Source organism: Modicisalibacter coralii (genome assembly GCF_004117855.1).
GTDB lineage: Bacteria > Pseudomonadota > Gammaproteobacteria > Pseudomonadales > Halomonadaceae > Modicisalibacter > Modicisalibacter coralii.
On the sequence record NZ_QWBW01000045.1, the window covers coordinates 1 to 16,758 of the forward strand.

Genomic DNA, 16,758 nt, shown 5'->3' on the forward strand with positions numbered 1-16,758 from the left:
CTCTACTTCTGGGGTGGGGTGGGGCGCGGCAAGACCTACCTGGTCGACACCTTCTACGAGACACTGCCGTTCCCGGACAAGATGCGCACGCATTTCCATCGCTTCATGCAGCGCGTCCACAACGAACTCGAGCATTACAAGGGCGAGAAGAATCCGCTGACCCTGATCGCCGGCAAGTTCGCCAGCGAGGCCCGGGTCATCTGCTTCGACGAGTTCTTCGTCAAGGACATCACCGATGCGATGATTCTCGCCAATCTGCTCGAGGCGCTGTTCGCCCGGGGCGTGGTGCTGGTCGCCACCTCCAACATCGTCCCCGGGGAGCTGTACAAGGACGGCCTGCAGCGGGCCCGTTTCCTGCCGGCGATCGATCTGCTCGAGCGTCACTGCGAGGTGGTCAACGTCGATTCGGGGATTGACTACCGGCTGCGCGCGCTCGAGCACGTGACCCTCTTCCATACGCCGCTGGGAGACGAGGCCGAACGCCATCTGGCGCGCAGCTTTCGCGAGGTCGCCGGGGCCGAGGGCGAAAGTGACGTGCCCATCGAGATCAATCACCGCGTGCTCACCGCGCGGCGGCTGTACGAGGACGTCGTGTGGTTCGATTTCGCCACGCTCTGTGACGGGCCGCGCAGCCAGAACGACTACATCGAGCTGGCCCGCGAATTCCACACCGTGCTGTTGGCCGATGTGCCGCAGATGGGGCGGACCAGCGAGGACCAGGCGCGGCGCTTCATCAATCTGGTCGACGAGTTCTACGACCGGGGGGTGAAGCTGCTGATGTCGGCGGCGGTGCCCATCGAGTCGCTGTACCCGGAAGGCAGCCTGACCTTCGAGTTCGAGCGCACCCTGTCGCGGCTCCAGGAGATGCAGTCGCGGGAGTACCTGGCGCTGGCCCACAAACCGTGATAATGGCTCTTAACCTGAGCGGGCAGAGCATGTACAATGCGCGCTCGCTCGAACGTTGTCGCGCCCGTGGGCGACGACAACCAAGAAAAATAGGGATGGTCGAGCGCTCACGCGCGAGGCCCAATACAGCAATTGGTGATTCAATCCATGAAGACGTTCAGTGCTAAGCCGCAGTCCGTCAAGCGCGACTGGTATGTCGTCGACGCCGCGGACAAGACGCTCGGCCGACTGGCCACCGAAATCGCTCGCCGCCTGCGTGGCAAGCACAAGCCCGAATACACGCCGCACGTCGACACCGGCGACTACATCGTCGTGGTCAACGCCGAGAAGGTTCGCGTGACCGGCAACAAGGCCCAGGCGAAGAACTACTACCGCCACACCGGTTATCCGGGCGGCCTGCGCTCCATGAACTTCGAGCAGATGATCGACTACGCGCCGGAGCGTGTCATCGAAGCCGCCGTCAAGGGCATGCTGCCGAAGGGTCCGCTGGGTCGTGCCATGTACACCAAGCTCAAGGTCTATGCCGGTGCCGAGCATCCGCACGCCGCGCAGCAGCCGCAAGAACTGAACATCTAAGGGATATTACGCCATGTCACAGCAGTATTACGGTACCGGTCGTCGCAAGACCTCCACGGCCCGCGTATTCCTCAAGCCGGGCACCGGCAAGATCACCGTCAACAACCGCGAGCTGGGCGAGTACTTCGGTCGCGTCACCGCACAGATGGTGGTGCGTCAGCCGCTCGAGCTGACCCAGACCGGCGAGCAGTTCGACGCCTACATCACGGTCGCCGGCGGCGGCGGTTCGGCCCAGGCCGGCGCGATTCGCCACGGTATCACCCGGGCGCTGATCAGCTACAACGAAGAATTCCGCAAGCCGCTGCGTGAAGCTGGCTATGTGACCCGCGACGCGCGCGAAGTCGAGCGCAAGAAGGTGGGTCTGCGCAAGGCACGTCGTCGTCCGCAGTTCTCCAAGCGTTAACGCGACGCCGGCTCCTGCCGCGAAACGCCCAGGCTCGTCGAGCCTGGGCGTTTTTCGTTGTCGGGGTAGAATGGGGCGAGGCACACGGGTTGTGCATGACCTGGCCGTGCCGTTCACTTGTCCCGGGGGCGCATGGTGCCAGTGATCGGGGAGGCAACAGGGGAAGGAGTCGACAATGACGGAGCGGCGGGTGAACCGGGGGCGGCGACGCTTTCTGGTCGGCGCGACCGGCGTGATGGGGGCGGTGGGGGCCATGGGCGCGGCGGTGCCTTTCGTGGCCTCCTGGCAGCCCAGCGCCCGGGCSCTGGCGGCGGGTGCCCCGGTGCGGGTCGACATCGCCAAGCTGGCGCCCGGCCAGCAGGTCACCGTGGCGTGGCGCGGGCGTCCGGTGTGGCTCGTTCACCGCACGCCGGCGATGATCGAGCGCACGCGTGGCTTCGATCCCGACCGCTTGCGTGACCCCGAGTCACGGACGCCTCAACAGCCGCCCTACGCCGACGGGCCGCTGCGCGCGATCAAGCCCGAGATCGGGGTGCTGGTGGGGATCTGCACGCACCTGGGCTGCTCGCCGGTCTACCGTCCCGAGCCCGGCCAGCCGGCCTTCGGCAGCGACTGGCCGGGCGGGTATTTCTGCCCCTGTCATGGTTCCAAGTTCGACCTCGCCGGGCGGGTCTTCACCAACGTCCCGGCGCCCTTGAACCTGGAGGTGCCGCCGCACCGTTACGAGCGCGACAGCGTCGTCGTGATCGGCGAGGACCCGGAGGTGGCCGATGGCTGATCCCGATCGCGCCAGGTCGCGGCGCACGCTGATGCGCTGGGTGGATAAGCGCTTCCCGGCGTCGCGGCTGTGGCAGCATCATCTCAGTCGCTATTACGTGCCGAAGAACCTCAACGTCTGGTACGTCTTCGGCTCGCTGGCACTGCTGGTGCTGGCCAATCAGCTGCTCACCGGCATCTGGCTGACCATGAGCTATACGCCGACGGCGGAGGGGGCGTTCGCGTCGATCGAGTACATCATGCGCGACGTGAACTACGGCTGGTTGATCCGCTACCTGCACTCCACCGGGGCCTCGGCGTTCTTCGTGGTGATCTATCTGCACATGTTTCGCGGGTTGCTCTACGGCTCCTACAAGGCGCCGCGGGAACTGATCTGGCTGTTCGGCATGGCCCTCTACCTGGCGCTGATGGCGGAGGCCTTCATGGGCTATCTGCTGCCCTGGGGGCAGATGTCGTACTGGGGCGCGCAGGTGATCATCTCGCTGTTTTCGGCGATCCCCGGCATCGGCCCCGACCTGGCGCAGTGGATCCGCGGCGACTATCTGGTCTCGGGGGTCACCCTCAACCGCTTCTTCGCCCTGCACGTGGTGGCGCTGCCGATCGGGATTCTCGGCCTGGTGGCCCTGCATCTGGTGGCCCTGCACGAAGTGGGCTCGAACAACCCCGACGGCATCGAGATCAAGGCCCGCACCGACGCGCAGGGCAAACCGCTCGACGGCATTCCCTTTCACCCCTACTACACGGTGAAGGACCTGGTCGGCGTCGCAGTCTTCCTGTGCGTGTTCTGCACCGTGGTGTTCTACTTTCCCGAAGGCGGCGGCTACTTTCTCGAGTCGCCCAACTTCGCACCTGCCAACGCCCTGGAGACACCCGCGCACATCGCCCCGGTGTGGTACTTCACGCCGTTCTACGCCATGTTGCGGGCGGTGACCTTCGACCTGCTGGGCCTGGACTCGACGTTCTGGGGCGTGGTGACGATGGGGCTGGCGATCGCGATTCTCTTCGTGCTGCCGTGGCTGGATCGCAGTCCGGTGCGCTCGATGCGCTACAAGGGCCGGGTTTCGCGGATCATGCTGACCGTGTTCGTCGGGGCCTTCGTGACCCTCGGCGTGCTGGGCACGATGCCGCCCACCGGTGTGCGCACCGTGATCGCGCAGGTATGCACGGGGGTGTATTTCGCCTTTTTCCTCGCCATGCCGTTCTATACCCGCCTCGAGGCGACGCGGCCCGTGCCCGACAGGGTGACGGGACGATGAGGCGCCATCTGTTTGCCTGGCTCCTGGCCCTGTTGCCGCTCGTCGGCTGGGCGGCGGAAGACGGCGGGGCGGCGCTCGATGCGATGACGCCCGACCTGCACGACAAGGCCTCGTTGCAACGCGGAATGGTGCTGTTCATCGATGAATGCGCCGGATGCCACTCCCTGCAGTACCAGCGCTTCAGTCGCGCCGCCCGCGATCTGGGGATCCCCCGCGATCGGCTCGAGAAGAACCTGATCTTCCCCGAATCGCTGGACTTCAACGACCCCATCCGTACCGGCATGGCGCCTGATGACGGCGAGGCCTGGTTCGGGGTGGCGCCGCCCGACCTGACGCTCGAGGCGCGCCTGCGCGGCACCGACTGGATCTACACCTACCTGCACAGCTTCTATCGCGACCCCGAGCGGCCGTGGGGCGTCAACAATACAGTGTTTCCGGGAGTGGCGATGCCCAACGTCCTGGAGCCCCTGCAGGGCGTTCAGGAACCGGTCTGCGAAGACGCCGGGCGGGCTGGTGGGGGCCGCGATCCGGGCCATCATCGGCCGTGCCGGACGCTCGAGATCGTGACCCCGGGGAGGCTGTCATCGGCGGCGTTCGACCGGGCGATGTGGGACCTGACCAACTTCCTGGCCTACGTCGGCGAGCCGGCGCGGCTGCAGGCCGAGGCGATCGCGCCGCGCGTACTGATCTTCCTCGCCGTCTTCGCCCTGATCGCCTATCTGCTCAAGCGCGAGTACTGGCGCGATGTCCACTGATGGTGCCATCGGCGGGTCGGCGCGAGTGCGCTAAACGGTCTCTCGGTCGCGGTTTGTCGTGTTATCATTCGGGCTCGAACTGATGCGAGGAACTGTTACATGGGTGTAGTGGCCAAGCGGTCGTCCATGACCTTCTACTCCGGCAGCGATGATCATTACAGTCATCGCGTGCGTATCGTGCTGGCCGAGAAGGGTGTCGCCGTGGACATCATCGAAGCCGACGAGGACAACCGTCCCGCCGAGCTGGCGGATCTCAACCCCTATAACAGCGTGCCGACACTCCTGGATCGTGAGCTGGTGCTCTACGAATCCAAGGTGATGATGGAGTATCTCGACGAGCGCTTCCCGCATCCGCCGCTGTTGCCGGTCTACCCGGTGGCGCGCGCCCAGAGCCGCCTGTGGATGCATCGCATCGAGCGCGAGTGGTGCCCGCTGGTCGAGGAGATCGTCGCCGGCAACAAGAAGGAGGTGGACCGGGCCCGCAAGGAGCTGCGCGAGAGCATCGTCGGTATCACCCCCATCTTCGAGGACATGCCGTTCTTCATGAGCGAGGAGTTCTCGCTGGTCGACTGCTGCATCGCCCCGTTGCTCTGGCGCCTGCCGGCGTTGGGCATCGAACTGCCGGAAAAGCAGGTCAAGCCGCTGATGAGCTACATGGAGCGCCTGTTCTCGCGTGACGCCTTCAAGGCCTCGCTGACCGAGACCGAGCGCGAGATGCGCACCTGAATTCACCGTCGCGGCCGCCACTGATGCCGGCCGCGCTTTACCGAGGGGGTCCGTGCATGCACTCCAGCCGTCCCTACCTGGCCCGCGCCTTGTATGAGTGGTTGCTCGACAACGATCACACGCCCTATATCGTCGTCGACGCCGAGCGCGAGGGCGTTCAGGTGCCGGGTCAGTTCGTGCAGAATGGCCAGATCGTGCTCAATGTCGCGCCCAGCGCGGTCCGCGAGTTGAACATGGCCAACGACGCGATTACCTTCAACGCCCGCTTCGGCGGCCAGCCCATGCAGGTGATCGTGCCCTGCGAGGCGCTGATCGCCCTCTACGCCCGCGAGAACGGCGTGGGGATGGTGTTCGGTCACGAGCCGGTGATGCCGGGCGAGCCGGCACCCGAGGAAGACACGACGAGCGACGAGGCCCGGCCGAGCCTGGAGAGCGTCGACGGCAACGCCGACGCCGGCGACGAGACATCGGGGAGCGACGACGACCCCGAGGGCGGCAAGAAGAAGGGGCGCCCCTCCCTAAGGGTCATCAAGTAAGCGGCGTCAGCCGGTCATCGCGATACGAAGCGGGCGCCCCGGGGCGCCCGCTTCGTCGTTTCCGCACCCTGGCTGGCGGGTTCAGTCGACGTACTCGAAGATCTTGACGATGCGCTGCACGCCGCCGATGTCGGAGACCTGATTGACGATCCGCTGGGCCTCGTCGTGGGTCACCATGCCCATCAGATAGAGGGTGGCGTTCTCGCAGATCACCTCGACGTGCCGTGAGTCGATGTCCTCGTTGGCGGCCAGTTCGGTCTGGGCGCGGGTCTCCAGCCAGTTGTCCTTCATGCGCTGGCCCATGGGCAGGTTGGCGGCCACGGTCAGCTCGTTGTAGACCTGGCGTACCTGACGGGTGTTCTGGGCGATCGACTCGGCCTCGTCCTTGAGCTCCTGGCTGGGTACCTGGCCGAACAGCAGCACGATGCCGTTGTAGCTGTTGACGCCGACCCGGGCGTCGGTCAGGCGGGCATCGGTCTGCCCCATGGTTTCCTGGATCTTGGACTCGATGGTCTCGTCCTCGACCTTCATGCCCGGCGTGCGGGTGCTGTAGTCCTCGCCCTGCGGGGCCGGGGTGGCCACGCTGTTGATGACGCTGCAACCGCCGAGACCGAGGGCGAAGGCCAGTAGGGCCGGAGTTAGCACTGTCTTCTTCATCATCGTGATTACTCGCTGCTGCCGAAAAGTTGTTCGTCGATCAGGTCGCACAGGCAATGGATGACCAGCAGGTGGACCTCCTGAATGCGTGCGGTCGTCGTGGCGGGCACACGGATCTCGCAATCGTCCTGGCCCAGCAGGGATGCCATGTTGCCGCCGTCGCGTCCGGTCAGGGCGACCACCGCCATGTCGCGGTCGTGAGCCGCCTGAATGGCCTGGACGACGTTCGCGGAATTGCCGCTGGTCGAGATCGCCAGCAGGATGTCGCCGGGCTGGCCCAGCGCGCGGACCTGCTTGGAGAACACTTCATTGTAGGTGTAGTCGTTGGCGATCGAGGTCAGCGTCGAGGTATCGGTGGTCAGCGCCAGGGCGGGCAGGCTCGGCCGTTCGCGCTCGAAGCGGTTGAGCAGCTCCGACGAGAAATGCTGGCTGTCGCCGGCACTCCCGCCGTTGCCGCAGGCGAGGATCTTGCCCTCGTGGATCAGGCACTGGACCATCATCTGGCTGGCGACTTCGATGAAAGGCGGCAGCACTTCGCTGGCATAGGTCTTGGTGTCGATACTGTCGTTGAAGTGGCCGAGAATGCGCGATTGAAAATCCATGTCGATTCGGGTCCGGTAGCGATCAGTACGCCTCGAAGGCGGCGTGTATCCAGGTGAACTCCAGATCGGGTGGAGTGCCGGTGACGCCGACCACATCGAAGCGGCACGGACATGATAATCCGTTGCGTTGGAGATAAAAACGCGCGGCCTTGATCAGGCGGCGCTGCTTGGCGGCAGTGATGGTCTCGAGCGGATGGCCGTGACGGGCGTCGGCACGATGGCGTACCTCGACGAACACCAGGGTCTCGCCATCGCGCATCACCAGATCGAGCTCGCCGCCCTTGGCGTGCTGGTTGCGCGCGACGCATTCGAGCCCGCGGGACTCCAGCCACTGTGCCGTGGCCCCTTCGATCTCGGCGCCGCGCCGGCGGGCGCTCTCAGGGCGAAACAGTGGCACGGGGCGGCTGCGCCGAGTCGAGTGGACGGGTGACGGTATCGTCGGTCTCGTTCGTATCCTCCGTGGACGAGGCCGGCGCCGCGGGCCCGGGCGCAGCGACCTGGTGCATGGGCGGTTGCGGAACGCCGCCGGTGAACTGGGCCCAGGGCAACTGGCGGTGAATGCGTCCGTCGTCGGCGGCGCTCAGCGTGCCGGTCGCCCCGAAGATCTCGATGCCGGACACGGCCTTGAGCACGGGCAGCCGGCGGGCCAGTTCGAAGGCGTCGACACCCATCGCCTCGAGCTTGAACAGCGCCGGATCACTGCCGTCGTGGAGTTCCCGGTAGCTGGCGTAGTAGGGCAGGGCGTCGGCACCGCCGACCGCGGCTTCGGGTATCTGCCAGGGGATCTCGACGAACTGCACGCCGTTCAGGTCGTGGTCGAGGCGTGGCTGTGGGTGCCCCTCGTAGAGATGCGAGGTGGCGTAGATCGGCAGATCCTTCGCGTAGTAGAACTCGAGTGTCGGCGGTACCTGGCGGGCAAAGGGCGGCAGCGCCAGCAAAAAGAGCATGTCGAGGTCGTTGCGGGCCCGCTTGCCGCGGGTATCGAGCAGGCGCTGCACGGCGTTGGCCACCGAGCCCTCGGGGTCGTAGTGGACCTCGCTGGCGACCTGGCCGCCCTGCTGGCGCCAGGCGTCGCGGAAGGCGGCGCCGACGCGGCTGCCCCAGTCGTTGTCGGGCGTCAGCATGCCGGCCCGCTGATGGCCGTCCAGGCGCGCCCGACGGGCCACCTGACGGGCCTCGTCTTCCGCCGAGAGGCCGTACTGAAAGAGGCCATCGGCGCGATTGGTGGGGGCCACGCCGTAGTTCAGGGCCAGGGTCGGCAGCGGCACGCTGTCGCGCTGTTCGAGCTGCGAGACCTTGTCCTTGTCCAGCGGGCCGAGCACCACCTGGGCGCCATCCAGGGTCGCCTGGGCATAGAGGGTGTCGAGGTTGGCCCCGCTGGAATCGTAGAAGGTCAGCTGGGGCGTCTGTTCGCCCTGGTCGAGGGCGTTCATGTGGCGGGTTTCGATGCCCTTGCGCAGCGCGCTGGCGACGTTGGCCAGCGGCCCGGTCTCGGGCAGGAACACGGCGATGTGCCGCACGTCCTGCCCCCGCAGCTCGCGCAGGGCGCGCAGGTCGCCGGGCAGTCGCCGGGCGGCGGGGTGATTGGGGTAGCTCGAACGCCACTGGTCGAGACGCGCGAACAGCTTGGCGATGTCGCCGCCGTTGCGGCGCTGCAGCTTGACCAGCTCGACCCAGCCACGCGACAGGCTGTCGCCCTGGTCGACGCCGTCGAGCGCCGGGCCGCGCAGGCGCGAGAGCTGGCGCCAGATGGCGTCGTTGAGCTCGAAGGGGGCGTCGTCGCGCTGCAGCGCGATCAGCGCCTTGGCGGCGGCCTGTGGCTCGCCGATCAGCCCCTGGGCCTGGGCGCGGCGATAGCGCAGGGTCAGGGTCTGGTCGCGGGTCATCGACACGTCGCCGTCGAGCACCGCGGTGGCCTGGATCACGCTCCAGCCGTCTTCCTGGTCGAGCCCCAGTTGCGAGAGCAGCAGCGCCCACTGGACCCGCGTCTGGGCGTCGAGCTGGGTCGCGTCGATCCCGCCGGCGACCTCGAGCGCCTGCGCCGTATCGCCGCGCCGTGCTAGGATGTCGGCGGCCTGCAGCCGGGTTCGGGCGGCCTCGGAGGCGCTCTGGTTCTGGGCCCGGGTCAGCAGTTCGGCGGGCTCCGGGCCGCCGCGCACGCCTTCCATCGGGGAGGGTTGACCCGCACAGCCGGACATCAGCAGTGCGACAAGGCCGGCGCCGCACAGGCGTCGCAGCGTTTTGTCCATACGTCTCGATTCCTTGTATCAGGCGAAGTCCGGCCAAGTGTCGGCTGTGCCGCTCACGCCGTCTGCCACTCGAGTGCCATCCTGGCAGCGGATCATGACTTACGACGTTCGGATAACGACACATGACCGAGTCTAGCAAAGGCACATTGTACGTGGTGGCCACGCCGATTGGTAACCTCGGCGACCTTTCCGCCCGAGCGCGTGACGTTCTCGCCTCGGTGGCACTGATCGCCGCCGAGGACACCCGGCACTCGTCGCGTCTGTTGCGCCATCTGGGCATCGACTGTCCGATGCTGTCGCTCCACGAGCACAACGAGGCGAGTCGCGTCGCACCGCTGTTCGCCAGGCTCGAGGCGGGCGAGGACGTCGCCCTGATCAGCGACGCGGGCACGCCCTTGATCTCCGATCCCGGCTTCGTGCTGGTCCGCGCCTTGCGCGAACGCGGCGCGCGGGTGGTCCCCGTCCCGGGCGCCTGTGCGCTGGTCGCGGCGCTCTCGGCCTCGGGCCTGCCGACCGACCGTTTCCTGTTCGCCGGCTTTCTGCCGGCCCGGAGCGGGGCGCGACGCGCCCGGCTCGAGGCGCTGGTGACCCGCGACGAGACGCTGGTGTTCTACGAATCGCCGCACCGTATCCGCGATACCCTCTCGGATCTGGCGGCCGTCTTCGGCGACCGGCGTCTGGTGCTCGCCCGGGAACTGACCAAGACCTTCGAGACCTTCCTCGACGGCAGCGCCGATACCCTGCTCGAGACGCTGGAAGCCGATCCAGATCAGGCGCGCGGCGAGTTCGTGGTGATGGTCGAGGGGGCCGAGCAGACCGATGCCGATACCGACGGCGCCGAGGCCGAGGGGCGTCGGGTGCTCGCGGCGATGCTCGGCGAAGGGGTCGGCGTCAAGCAGGCCGCCGCGGTGACCGCCAAGTTGCTGGGCGGGCGCAAGAAGGCCTGGTACGACCTCGCCCTGTCGCTCAAGGCCGACGGTTGAGGGGCTCGTGCCGCGCTGCTATTCTTGCGCGCTTGGGAGCCGGCCAGACAGTCGCCGCCGGGGTTTTCGGACCCCGGGGGAGGAAAGTCCGGGCTCCATAGGGCAGGGTGCCAGGTAACCCCTGGGCGGCGCGAGCCGACGGAAAGTGCAGCAGAGAGTAGACCGCCTAAGCAGCGCAAGCTGCCGGCAAGGGTGAAAGGGTGCGGTAAGAGCGCACCGCGCGCCTGGCAACAGTGCGTGGCACGGTAAACCCCACCCGGAGCAAGACCGAATAGGCCCCCGACGCTGTGGCCCGCAGTGGGGGCGGGTAGGTTGCTTGAGCCCAGTGGCGACGCTGGGCCTAGATGAATGACTGTCCGCGACAGAACCCGGCTTACCGGCCGGCTCCCAACCTCTTTCCACATTTGGCCTTCGAGTATCGCATGCCGCATCGCTCTGCCTCCTCGACCCCCTATCGCCATGCCAGCGTACTGCTCGAGGGGGCCATCGATGCGTTGTTCAACGATCCCGAGGGCTGTTATCTCGACGGCACCTTCGGCCGCGGCGGCCACTCCCGGGCGATTCTCGAACGCCTCGCCCCGGCGGGTCGTCTGCTGGCCATCGATCGCGATCCGGCGGCGCTGGCCGAGGCCGGGCGCATCGACGATCCACGCTTCTCGATTCACGCGAGCCCCTTCAGCCGGCTCGGCGAGGTTGCCCGCGAGCAGGGCGTGCACGGCCGGCTGGCCGGCGTGCTGCTCGACGTCGGGGTGTCGTCGCCGCAGCTCGACGATCCCGAGCGCGGTTTCAGCTTCCTGCGCGACGGGCCGCTGGACATGCGCATGGATCCCACCTCCGGCGAGAGTGCCGCCGACTGGCTGGCACATGCCGGCGAGCAGGAGATCGCGCGGATCTTCAAGACCTACGGCGAGGAGCGCTTTGCCCGGCGCATGGCGCGGGCCATCGTCGAGCGCCGCCGCGAGTCGCCGGTGACGCGCACCGGCGAGCTCGCCGAGCTGCTCAAGGCCGCTCACCCGGCCTGGGAGAAGGGCAAGCATCCGGCGACCCGGGCCTTCCAGGCCCTGCGCATCCACGTCAATCGCGAGCTCGAGGAGCTCGATGCCGCCCTGGAGGCGGCGCTCGAGGCCCTGGCCCCCGGCGGGCATCTGGTGGTGATCAGTTTTCATTCGCTGGAGGATCGCCGCGTCAAGCGTTTCATGCGCGATCAGGCCCGTGGCGATACCCATTTGCCACGCGGCATGCCGATCCGGGATGATCAGTTGCGGCGTCGCCTGGAAACGCTGGGCAAGGCCCGGCGCCCGGGCGAGGACGAAATCGCGGAGAATCCCCGCGCCCGCAGTGCCGTGATGCGAGCTGCCCGCAAACTCGTTTGAGGATCGCCATGACTCAGGCAGGTGCCGACAAGACAGCGCCGGGCCGGCCGGCAGCCTGGCGCCCGGGGTGGCGTCAATGGCTGGTGGCGCTGCTGATCCTGCTGGTGCTGGTCAGCGCCCTGGGAGTGATCGCCAGCGCCCATCTCACCCGCGTGCAGTATGCGCGTCTGCAGCGTCTCGAGACCCAGCAGGACAAGCTGCAGACCGAATGGGGGCGGTTGCTGCTCGAGGAGAGTACCTGGTCGGCCCCCTCGCGTATCGAGCGTCTCGCCGCCGAGCGGCTCGAGATGCGCGTGCCGGATGTCAGTCATATCGAGGTGATCCGACCATGACGCAGGCGCGAGGTCCGCAACCGTCGCCGTCGCGTGCCGAGATGGCCCCGATGGGCTCGGGGCGCTATCGCTTCATGGTGGGGGTGGTGCTGTGTGCCCTGGCGGTGCTGGTGGGGCGCATCTTCGATCTCAACGTGCTCGATCGCAGCTTCCTTCAGGGCCAGGGCGATGCCCGCACCCTGCGCGTCGAGTCGATCGATGCCCACCGCGGCATGATCACCGACCGCAACGGCGATCCGCTGGCGATCTCGACCCCGGTGGTGAGTCTCTGGGCCAACCCTCAGGAGCTGCCCGAGGACGACATCCAGCGCCTGGTGCTGGCCAAGGCGCTGGGCGTCGATCTCGACGCCCTCAATGCGCGCATCGCGCGCTATGCCGATCACGAGTTCATGTACCTGCGTCGGCGAATGACGCCTGCCGCGGCGCAGAAGATCGTCGACCTGCATCTGCCCGGTGTCTACGAGCAGCACGAATACAAGCGCTACTATCCCTCCGGCGAGGTCACCGCGCAGCTGGTCGGCGTGACCAACGTCGACGATCGCGGCCAGGAGGGGATGGAGCTCGCCTACAACGGCTATCTCACCGGCGAGCCGGGCAAGCGGCGCGTGCTCAAGGACCGCAAGGGGCGTCTGGTGCGCGATCTGCATCTGATCAAGGAGGCCAAGCCGGGCGGCGACCTGACCCTGTCGATCGACCTGCGCTTGCAGTACATGGCCTACCGCGAACTCAAGGCGGCGGTCGACGAACATCACGCCGACGGCGGCACGCTGGTGATGATGGACGCGCACACCGGCGAGGTCCTGGCGATGGCCAACGCGCCCTCGTACAACCCCAACAACCGCACCGACATCGATGTCGACGGGCTGCGCAACCAGGCCATCACCGATGCCTTCGAGCCCGGCTCGGTGATGAAGCCGCTGGCGATGTCGGCGGCGCTGGAGACCGCCAAGATCTCGCCGGACACGGTGATCGATACCTCGCCCGGCTACATGCGGGTCGACGGTTACACCATCAACGACTTCCGCAACTACGGCAAGCTCAAGCCGGCCGGGATCCTGCTGCACTCGTCGAACATCGGCATGACCCGCATCGCGCTGCAGCTCGACGACGACACCATCTGGAATCGTTATCAGGCGCTGGGACTGGGACAGGCGCCGGGCACCGGCTTCCCGGGCGAGGCGGAAGGCAGCCTGCCGGCCCCCTACAACTGGTCGGACAGCAAGCGGGCGACCATGGCCTACGGCTACGGGGTGGCGGTGTCGGCCCTGCAGCTGGCGACCGCCTACACGGCGATTGCCAATGACGGTCGCGAACTGTCGCCGTCGCTGCTCAAGGTCGCCGATCCGCCCCGGGGCAAGCCGGTCATCAAGCCCAAGGTGGCGCACGAGCTGCTGGGCATGATGGAGCACATCGTTCAGCCCGATGCCGGCGGCTCGCGGGCGATGGTTCCCGGCTACCGGATCGCCGGCAAGACCGGCACGGTGCGCAAGGTGGAAAGCTCCGGCTACCAGACCACCGCCTACCGCTCGCTGTTCGCCGGCATCGCCCCGGTGTCCGACCCGCGCATCGTCACCGTGGTGATGATCGACAATGCCAAGGGGCAGGAGTACTACGGCGGCCTGGTCGCCGCCCCGGTCTTTTCCCGCGTGGTCGGCAAGGCGCTGCGCCTGCTCGATGTCCTGCCCGACAAGAAGGAGGCCCTCCAGTGATCACCACCCAACGGGCGCGTCTCGCCGAGGCCGTGACCTCGCTGTGGCCCGCGTGCTCCCTGCCCGATGCCGCGCTGGGCGACGATGCCCCGCTGTGCCTGAGCCGCGACAGCCGCGAGATCGGGCGTTGCCCGCACCCGGCGGTCTTCATCGCCGTGCCCGGCGTGGCCAGCGACGGACGTCGCTTCATCGCCGACGCCCTGGCCGCCGGCGCCGAGTGGGTGCTCGCCGATGCCGATGAGCGCGAGGCGTTCGCCGAGGTGCCGGGACACGACGCGGCGCGCGTCGTCTGGCTACCGGAGCTGCGCCACGCCCTCGGCGCGCTGGGACGGGCCCTGTTCGCCGTTCCCGAGACGCTGTCGCTGATCGGGGTGACCGGCACCAACGGCAAGAGTTCGGTCACCCATTACCTCGCCGCGCTGTCCGAGGCACTGGGCCGGCCGGCCGGCGTCGTCGGCACGCTGGGCTGGGGGCGGCCCGGCGCGCTCGTCGACAGCGGCCAGACCACCCCGGGCGCGCTGGAACTGCAGGCGGCCCTGGGCGCGATGGCAGCCGATGGCGTCGAGCGGGTGGCGCTCGAGGTCTCCTCGCACGCCCTCGACCAGGACCGGCTCGCCGGTGCGACGTTGCGCGCCGCGGTCTTCACCAACCTGACCCGCGACCATCTCGACTACCACGGCAGCATGGCCGCCTACGCCGCCGCCAAGGCGCGCCTGTTCCGGCGCCCCGAGCTCGAACTGGCGGTGGTCAACGGCGACGATCCGCTGGCGCCGTTGATGCTGGCGGGGCTGCTGGCGGGGGTTCGCGTGCTGGCGGCCGGCGAGGCCGAGTCGACCACGCTGCGCGTGCTCGACTGGCTGCCCCATGCCGACGGCCAGCGGGCGCTGATTGCCACCCCGGACGGCGAACGTGCGCTGGAGCTGGCGCTGATGGGGCGCTTCAATCTGGACAACGTGCTGCTGGCCATGGCCACCCTGCTGGGCCTGGGTGAAGACCTCGACGCACTGTGCGACGCGGCCGCCTCCCTGGCGCCGGTGCCGGGGCGCATGCAACGCGTGAGCCGGCCGGGGGCGCCGACGGTGGTGGTCGATTACGCCCATACCCCCGAGGCGTTGCGTCATGCCCTCGAGGCGCTGCGCGCCCATCTGCCCGGTGACGCGACGGCCCCCGCCCCGGGTCGCCTGTGGTGCCTGTTCGGTTGCGGCGGCGACCGCGACACCGGCAAGCGCGCGCTGATGGGCGCTGCCGCCGGGGCGGTCGCCGACCGCTGTGTGGTCACCGACGACAACCCGCGCAGCGAGGAGCCGGCGGCCATTCGCCGGCAGATACTCGACGGCATGAATGCGTCGGCACGAGAGCGAGCCTGGTGCATCGACGGCCGTGGCGCGGCGATCGAGCGTGCGGTGGTCGAAGCCGGCCCCGATGACGTCATCCTGATCGCCGGCAAGGGTCACGAGGACTATCAGGAGATCGCCGGCAAGCGCTGGCCCTTTTCCGACCTGGCCCGCGCCGAGGCGGCCCTGGCGCAGCGCGGGGCGGCGACATGATCCCCTGTGGCCTTGCCTCGCTCGCCGAGGTGGCGGCGCTGCTGGGTGCGCCGGCGCCGGTATCGGACCAGCCGATCGCCGCGGTGAACACCGATACCCGGGCGCTGGGCGAGAACGACCTGTTCGTGGCGCTGAGCGGCGAGCGCTTCGACGGTCACGACTTCCTGGCGGCGGCGCGCGAGGCGGGGGCTGCGGCCGCGGTTGTCTCGCGGCGCGTCGACGACCCGCTGACGCAGATCGAGGTGGCCGATACCCGTCTGGCACTGGGGGTTCTCGCCAAGGCGTGGCGCGATGCCTGGCAGGGGCCGCTGGCCGCGGTGACCGGCAACAGCGGCAAGACCACCGTCAAGGAGATGCTCGCGGCGCTGTTGCGCCGCCGGGGCGAGACGCTGGCGACCCGCGGCAACCTCAACAACGACATCGGCGTGCCGCTGACGCTGCTGGGGCTGAGCGAGGCGCATCGACAGGCGGTGATCGAGCTGGGCGCCAATCACCTCGGCGAAATCGCCTGGACGACGGCCCTGGCTCGCCCCCAGGTGGCGGTGATCACCAACGTCACCGGTGCGCACATCGGCGAGTTCGGCGGCCTGGGGCAGATCGCCCAGGCCAAGGCGGAGATCCTCGCCGGGCTGCCGGCGTCGGGAACCGCGGTGCTCAACCGGGACGACGCCTTCTATCCCTTCTGGCGACGTCTCGCCGGCGAGCGCGAGGTGATGGACTTTGCCCTCGAGCAACCGGCACGGGTCAACGCTGTCGATCTGGTCTGCGATTCGCTGGGGCGGTATGCTTTCTCGCTTGTGCATGACGGGCGCACGCTGGGCCGGGTGCCGCTGTCACTGATGGGGCGCCACAACGTCGCCAATGCCCTGGCGGCGGCGGCGGCGGCGCTCGCCCTGGGGTTGGCCGAGACGGACGTGCTCGCCGGTCTGGCCGAGGCATCGGCGCTCTCGGGGCGCTTGTCGCTGACCCCGGGCAAGCAGGGGCGCCGCTTGCTGGACGATACCTATAACGCCAACCCGGGGGCCGTGAAGGCGGCGCTCGCGGTGCTCGCCGAACTGCCGGCACCGCGCTGGTGCTTCCTGGGCGCGATGGGCGAACTGGGCGGGGCCTCCGCGGCCCTGCATGCCGAGGTCGGCCGTCACGCGCGCGACCTGGGTATCGATTTTCTCGGCACGCTGGGTGCCGAAGCCGAGCCGGCGGCTCGGGCCTTCGGCGAACCCGGCTGTCATTTCACGGATTGGGAGGCGCTGCTGCGCCATGCCCACGACCATCTGCCACCCGGGGCCAGCGTGCTGGTCAAGGGGTCGCGCAGTGCCGGGATGGAACGACTCATCGCCGAGCTGCGCGCGGATGCACCAAGGTGATCGCGAT

The 16,758-nt window shown here is 68.2% G+C and carries 18 protein-coding genes and 1 other RNA gene; 15 read left to right on the plus strand and 4 right to left on the minus strand.

Going from position 1 to position 16,758, the window contains the following annotated elements; genetic code table 11:
* From zapE to D0901_RS19225, 8 genes are all read left to right on the plus strand, one after another.
* On the plus strand, positions 1–906 hold a 906-nt coding region (gene zapE, locus D0901_RS19190; protein ID WP_162500923.1), incomplete at its 5' end, for a cell division protein ZapE.
* Between the two features lie 147 nt (positions 907–1,053).
* Complete coding sequence (gene rplM, locus D0901_RS19195; protein WP_129141913.1) at positions 1,054–1,482, plus strand: 50S ribosomal protein L13; 429 nt, start codon at positions 1,054–1,056, stop codon at positions 1,480–1,482.
* A 13-nt stretch (positions 1,483–1,495) separates the two neighbouring features.
* Positions 1,496–1,885: a 30S ribosomal protein S9 gene (rpsI, locus tag D0901_RS19200; RefSeq protein ID WP_129141914.1), complete on the plus strand. Its 390-nt coding sequence runs from the start codon at positions 1,496–1,498 to the stop codon at positions 1,883–1,885.
* Between the two features lie 175 nt (positions 1,886–2,060).
* Positions 2,061–2,663 carry a ubiquinol-cytochrome c reductase iron-sulfur subunit gene (petA, locus tag D0901_RS19205; protein WP_129141915.1) on the plus strand — a complete coding sequence of 201 codons (603 nt, stop codon included), beginning with the start codon at positions 2,061–2,063 and terminating at the stop codon, positions 2,661–2,663.
* Positions 2,656–3,918: a cytochrome b gene (locus D0901_RS19210; protein ID WP_129141916.1), complete on the plus strand. Its 1,263-nt coding sequence runs from the start codon at positions 2,656–2,658 to the stop codon at positions 3,916–3,918. The genes petA and D0901_RS19210 overlap by 8 nt, the downstream gene beginning before the upstream one ends.
* Entirely contained in the window at positions 3,915–4,673 is a 759-nt protein-coding gene (locus D0901_RS19215) for a cytochrome c1 (protein ID WP_129141917.1), read from the plus strand. The genes D0901_RS19210 and D0901_RS19215 overlap by 4 nt, the downstream gene beginning before the upstream one ends.
* Positions 4,674–4,772: 99 nt before the next feature.
* Entirely contained in the window at positions 4,773–5,399 is a 627-nt protein-coding gene (gene sspA / locus D0901_RS19220; protein WP_129141918.1) for a stringent starvation protein SspA, read from the plus strand.
* Between the two features lie 56 nt (positions 5,400–5,455).
* Entirely contained in the window at positions 5,456–5,935 is a 480-nt protein-coding gene (locus D0901_RS19225; RefSeq protein ID WP_129141919.1) for a ClpXP protease specificity-enhancing factor, read from the plus strand.
* Between the two features lie 81 nt (positions 5,936–6,016).
* On the opposite strand, the gene D0901_RS19230 is transcribed toward D0901_RS19225, so the two are convergent.
* The 4 genes from D0901_RS19230 to D0901_RS19245 are packed head-to-tail and all read right to left on the minus strand — an operon-like array spanning position 6,017 to position 9,443.
* Positions 6,017–6,595, minus strand: coding sequence for a BON domain-containing protein (locus D0901_RS19230; RefSeq protein WP_224417385.1), 579 nt, complete (start codon positions 6,593–6,595; stop codon positions 6,017–6,019).
* Positions 6,596–6,600: 5 nt separating this feature from the next.
* Positions 6,601–7,194 (minus strand): phosphoheptose isomerase, encoded by a 594-nt coding sequence (locus D0901_RS19235; RefSeq protein WP_129141920.1) that lies wholly within the window; start codon positions 7,192–7,194, stop codon positions 6,601–6,603.
* A gap of 22 nt (positions 7,195–7,216) precedes the next feature.
* Positions 7,217–7,585 carry a YraN family protein gene (locus tag D0901_RS19240; protein WP_129141939.1) on the minus strand — a complete coding sequence of 123 codons (369 nt, stop codon included), beginning with the start codon at positions 7,583–7,585 and terminating at the stop codon, positions 7,217–7,219.
* Positions 7,572–9,443, minus strand: coding sequence for a penicillin-binding protein activator (locus D0901_RS19245; RefSeq protein WP_129141921.1), 1,872 nt, complete (start codon positions 9,441–9,443; stop codon positions 7,572–7,574). The genes D0901_RS19240 and D0901_RS19245 overlap by 14 nt, the downstream gene beginning before the upstream one ends.
* A 122-nt stretch (positions 9,444–9,565) precedes the next feature.
* Here D0901_RS19245 and rsmI point away from each other — a divergent pair, with 122 nt between their 5' ends.
* The 7 genes from rsmI to D0901_RS19280 all read left to right on the plus strand — a co-directional run bounded on the left by rsmI (position 9,566) and on the right by D0901_RS19280 (position 16,751).
* On the plus strand, positions 9,566–10,426 hold the full coding sequence (gene rsmI, locus D0901_RS19250; RefSeq protein ID WP_129141922.1) for a 16S rRNA (cytidine(1402)-2'-O)-methyltransferase: 861 nt from the start codon (positions 9,566–9,568) through the stop codon (positions 10,424–10,426).
* A gap of 35 nt (positions 10,427–10,461) precedes the next feature.
* Positions 10,462–10,818, plus strand: an RNA gene (gene rnpB, locus D0901_RS19255) — RNase P RNA component class A.
* Between the two features lie 30 nt (positions 10,819–10,848).
* A complete protein-coding gene (rsmH, locus tag D0901_RS19260; protein ID WP_129141923.1) occupies positions 10,849–11,799 on the plus strand; it encodes a 16S rRNA (cytosine(1402)-N(4))-methyltransferase RsmH in 951 nt (316 codons plus the stop codon).
* A gap of 8 nt (positions 11,800–11,807) precedes the next feature.
* The gene (gene ftsL / locus D0901_RS19265) at positions 11,808–12,131 is read left to right on the plus strand and encodes a cell division protein FtsL (RefSeq protein ID WP_129141924.1); all 324 of its coding nucleotides are present in this window, start codon (positions 11,808–11,810) and stop codon (positions 12,129–12,131) included.
* Complete coding sequence (locus tag D0901_RS19270; RefSeq protein ID WP_224417382.1) at positions 12,128–13,840, plus strand: peptidoglycan D,D-transpeptidase FtsI family protein; 1,713 nt, start codon at positions 12,128–12,130, stop codon at positions 13,838–13,840. The genes ftsL and D0901_RS19270 overlap by 4 nt, the downstream gene beginning before the upstream one ends.
* Positions 13,840–15,387, plus strand: a complete 1,548-nt coding sequence (locus D0901_RS19275; RefSeq protein ID WP_129141941.1) for a UDP-N-acetylmuramoyl-L-alanyl-D-glutamate--2,6-diaminopimelate ligase — start codon at positions 13,840–13,842, stop codon at positions 15,385–15,387. The genes D0901_RS19270 and D0901_RS19275 overlap by 1 nt, the downstream gene beginning before the upstream one ends.
* Positions 15,384–16,751 (plus strand): UDP-N-acetylmuramoyl-tripeptide--D-alanyl-D-alanine ligase, encoded by a 1,368-nt coding sequence (locus tag D0901_RS19280; protein ID WP_129141925.1) that lies wholly within the window; start codon positions 15,384–15,386, stop codon positions 16,749–16,751. Before D0901_RS19275 ends, D0901_RS19280 begins: the two co-directional genes overlap by 4 nt.
* Positions 16,752–16,758: the final 7 nt, after the last annotated feature.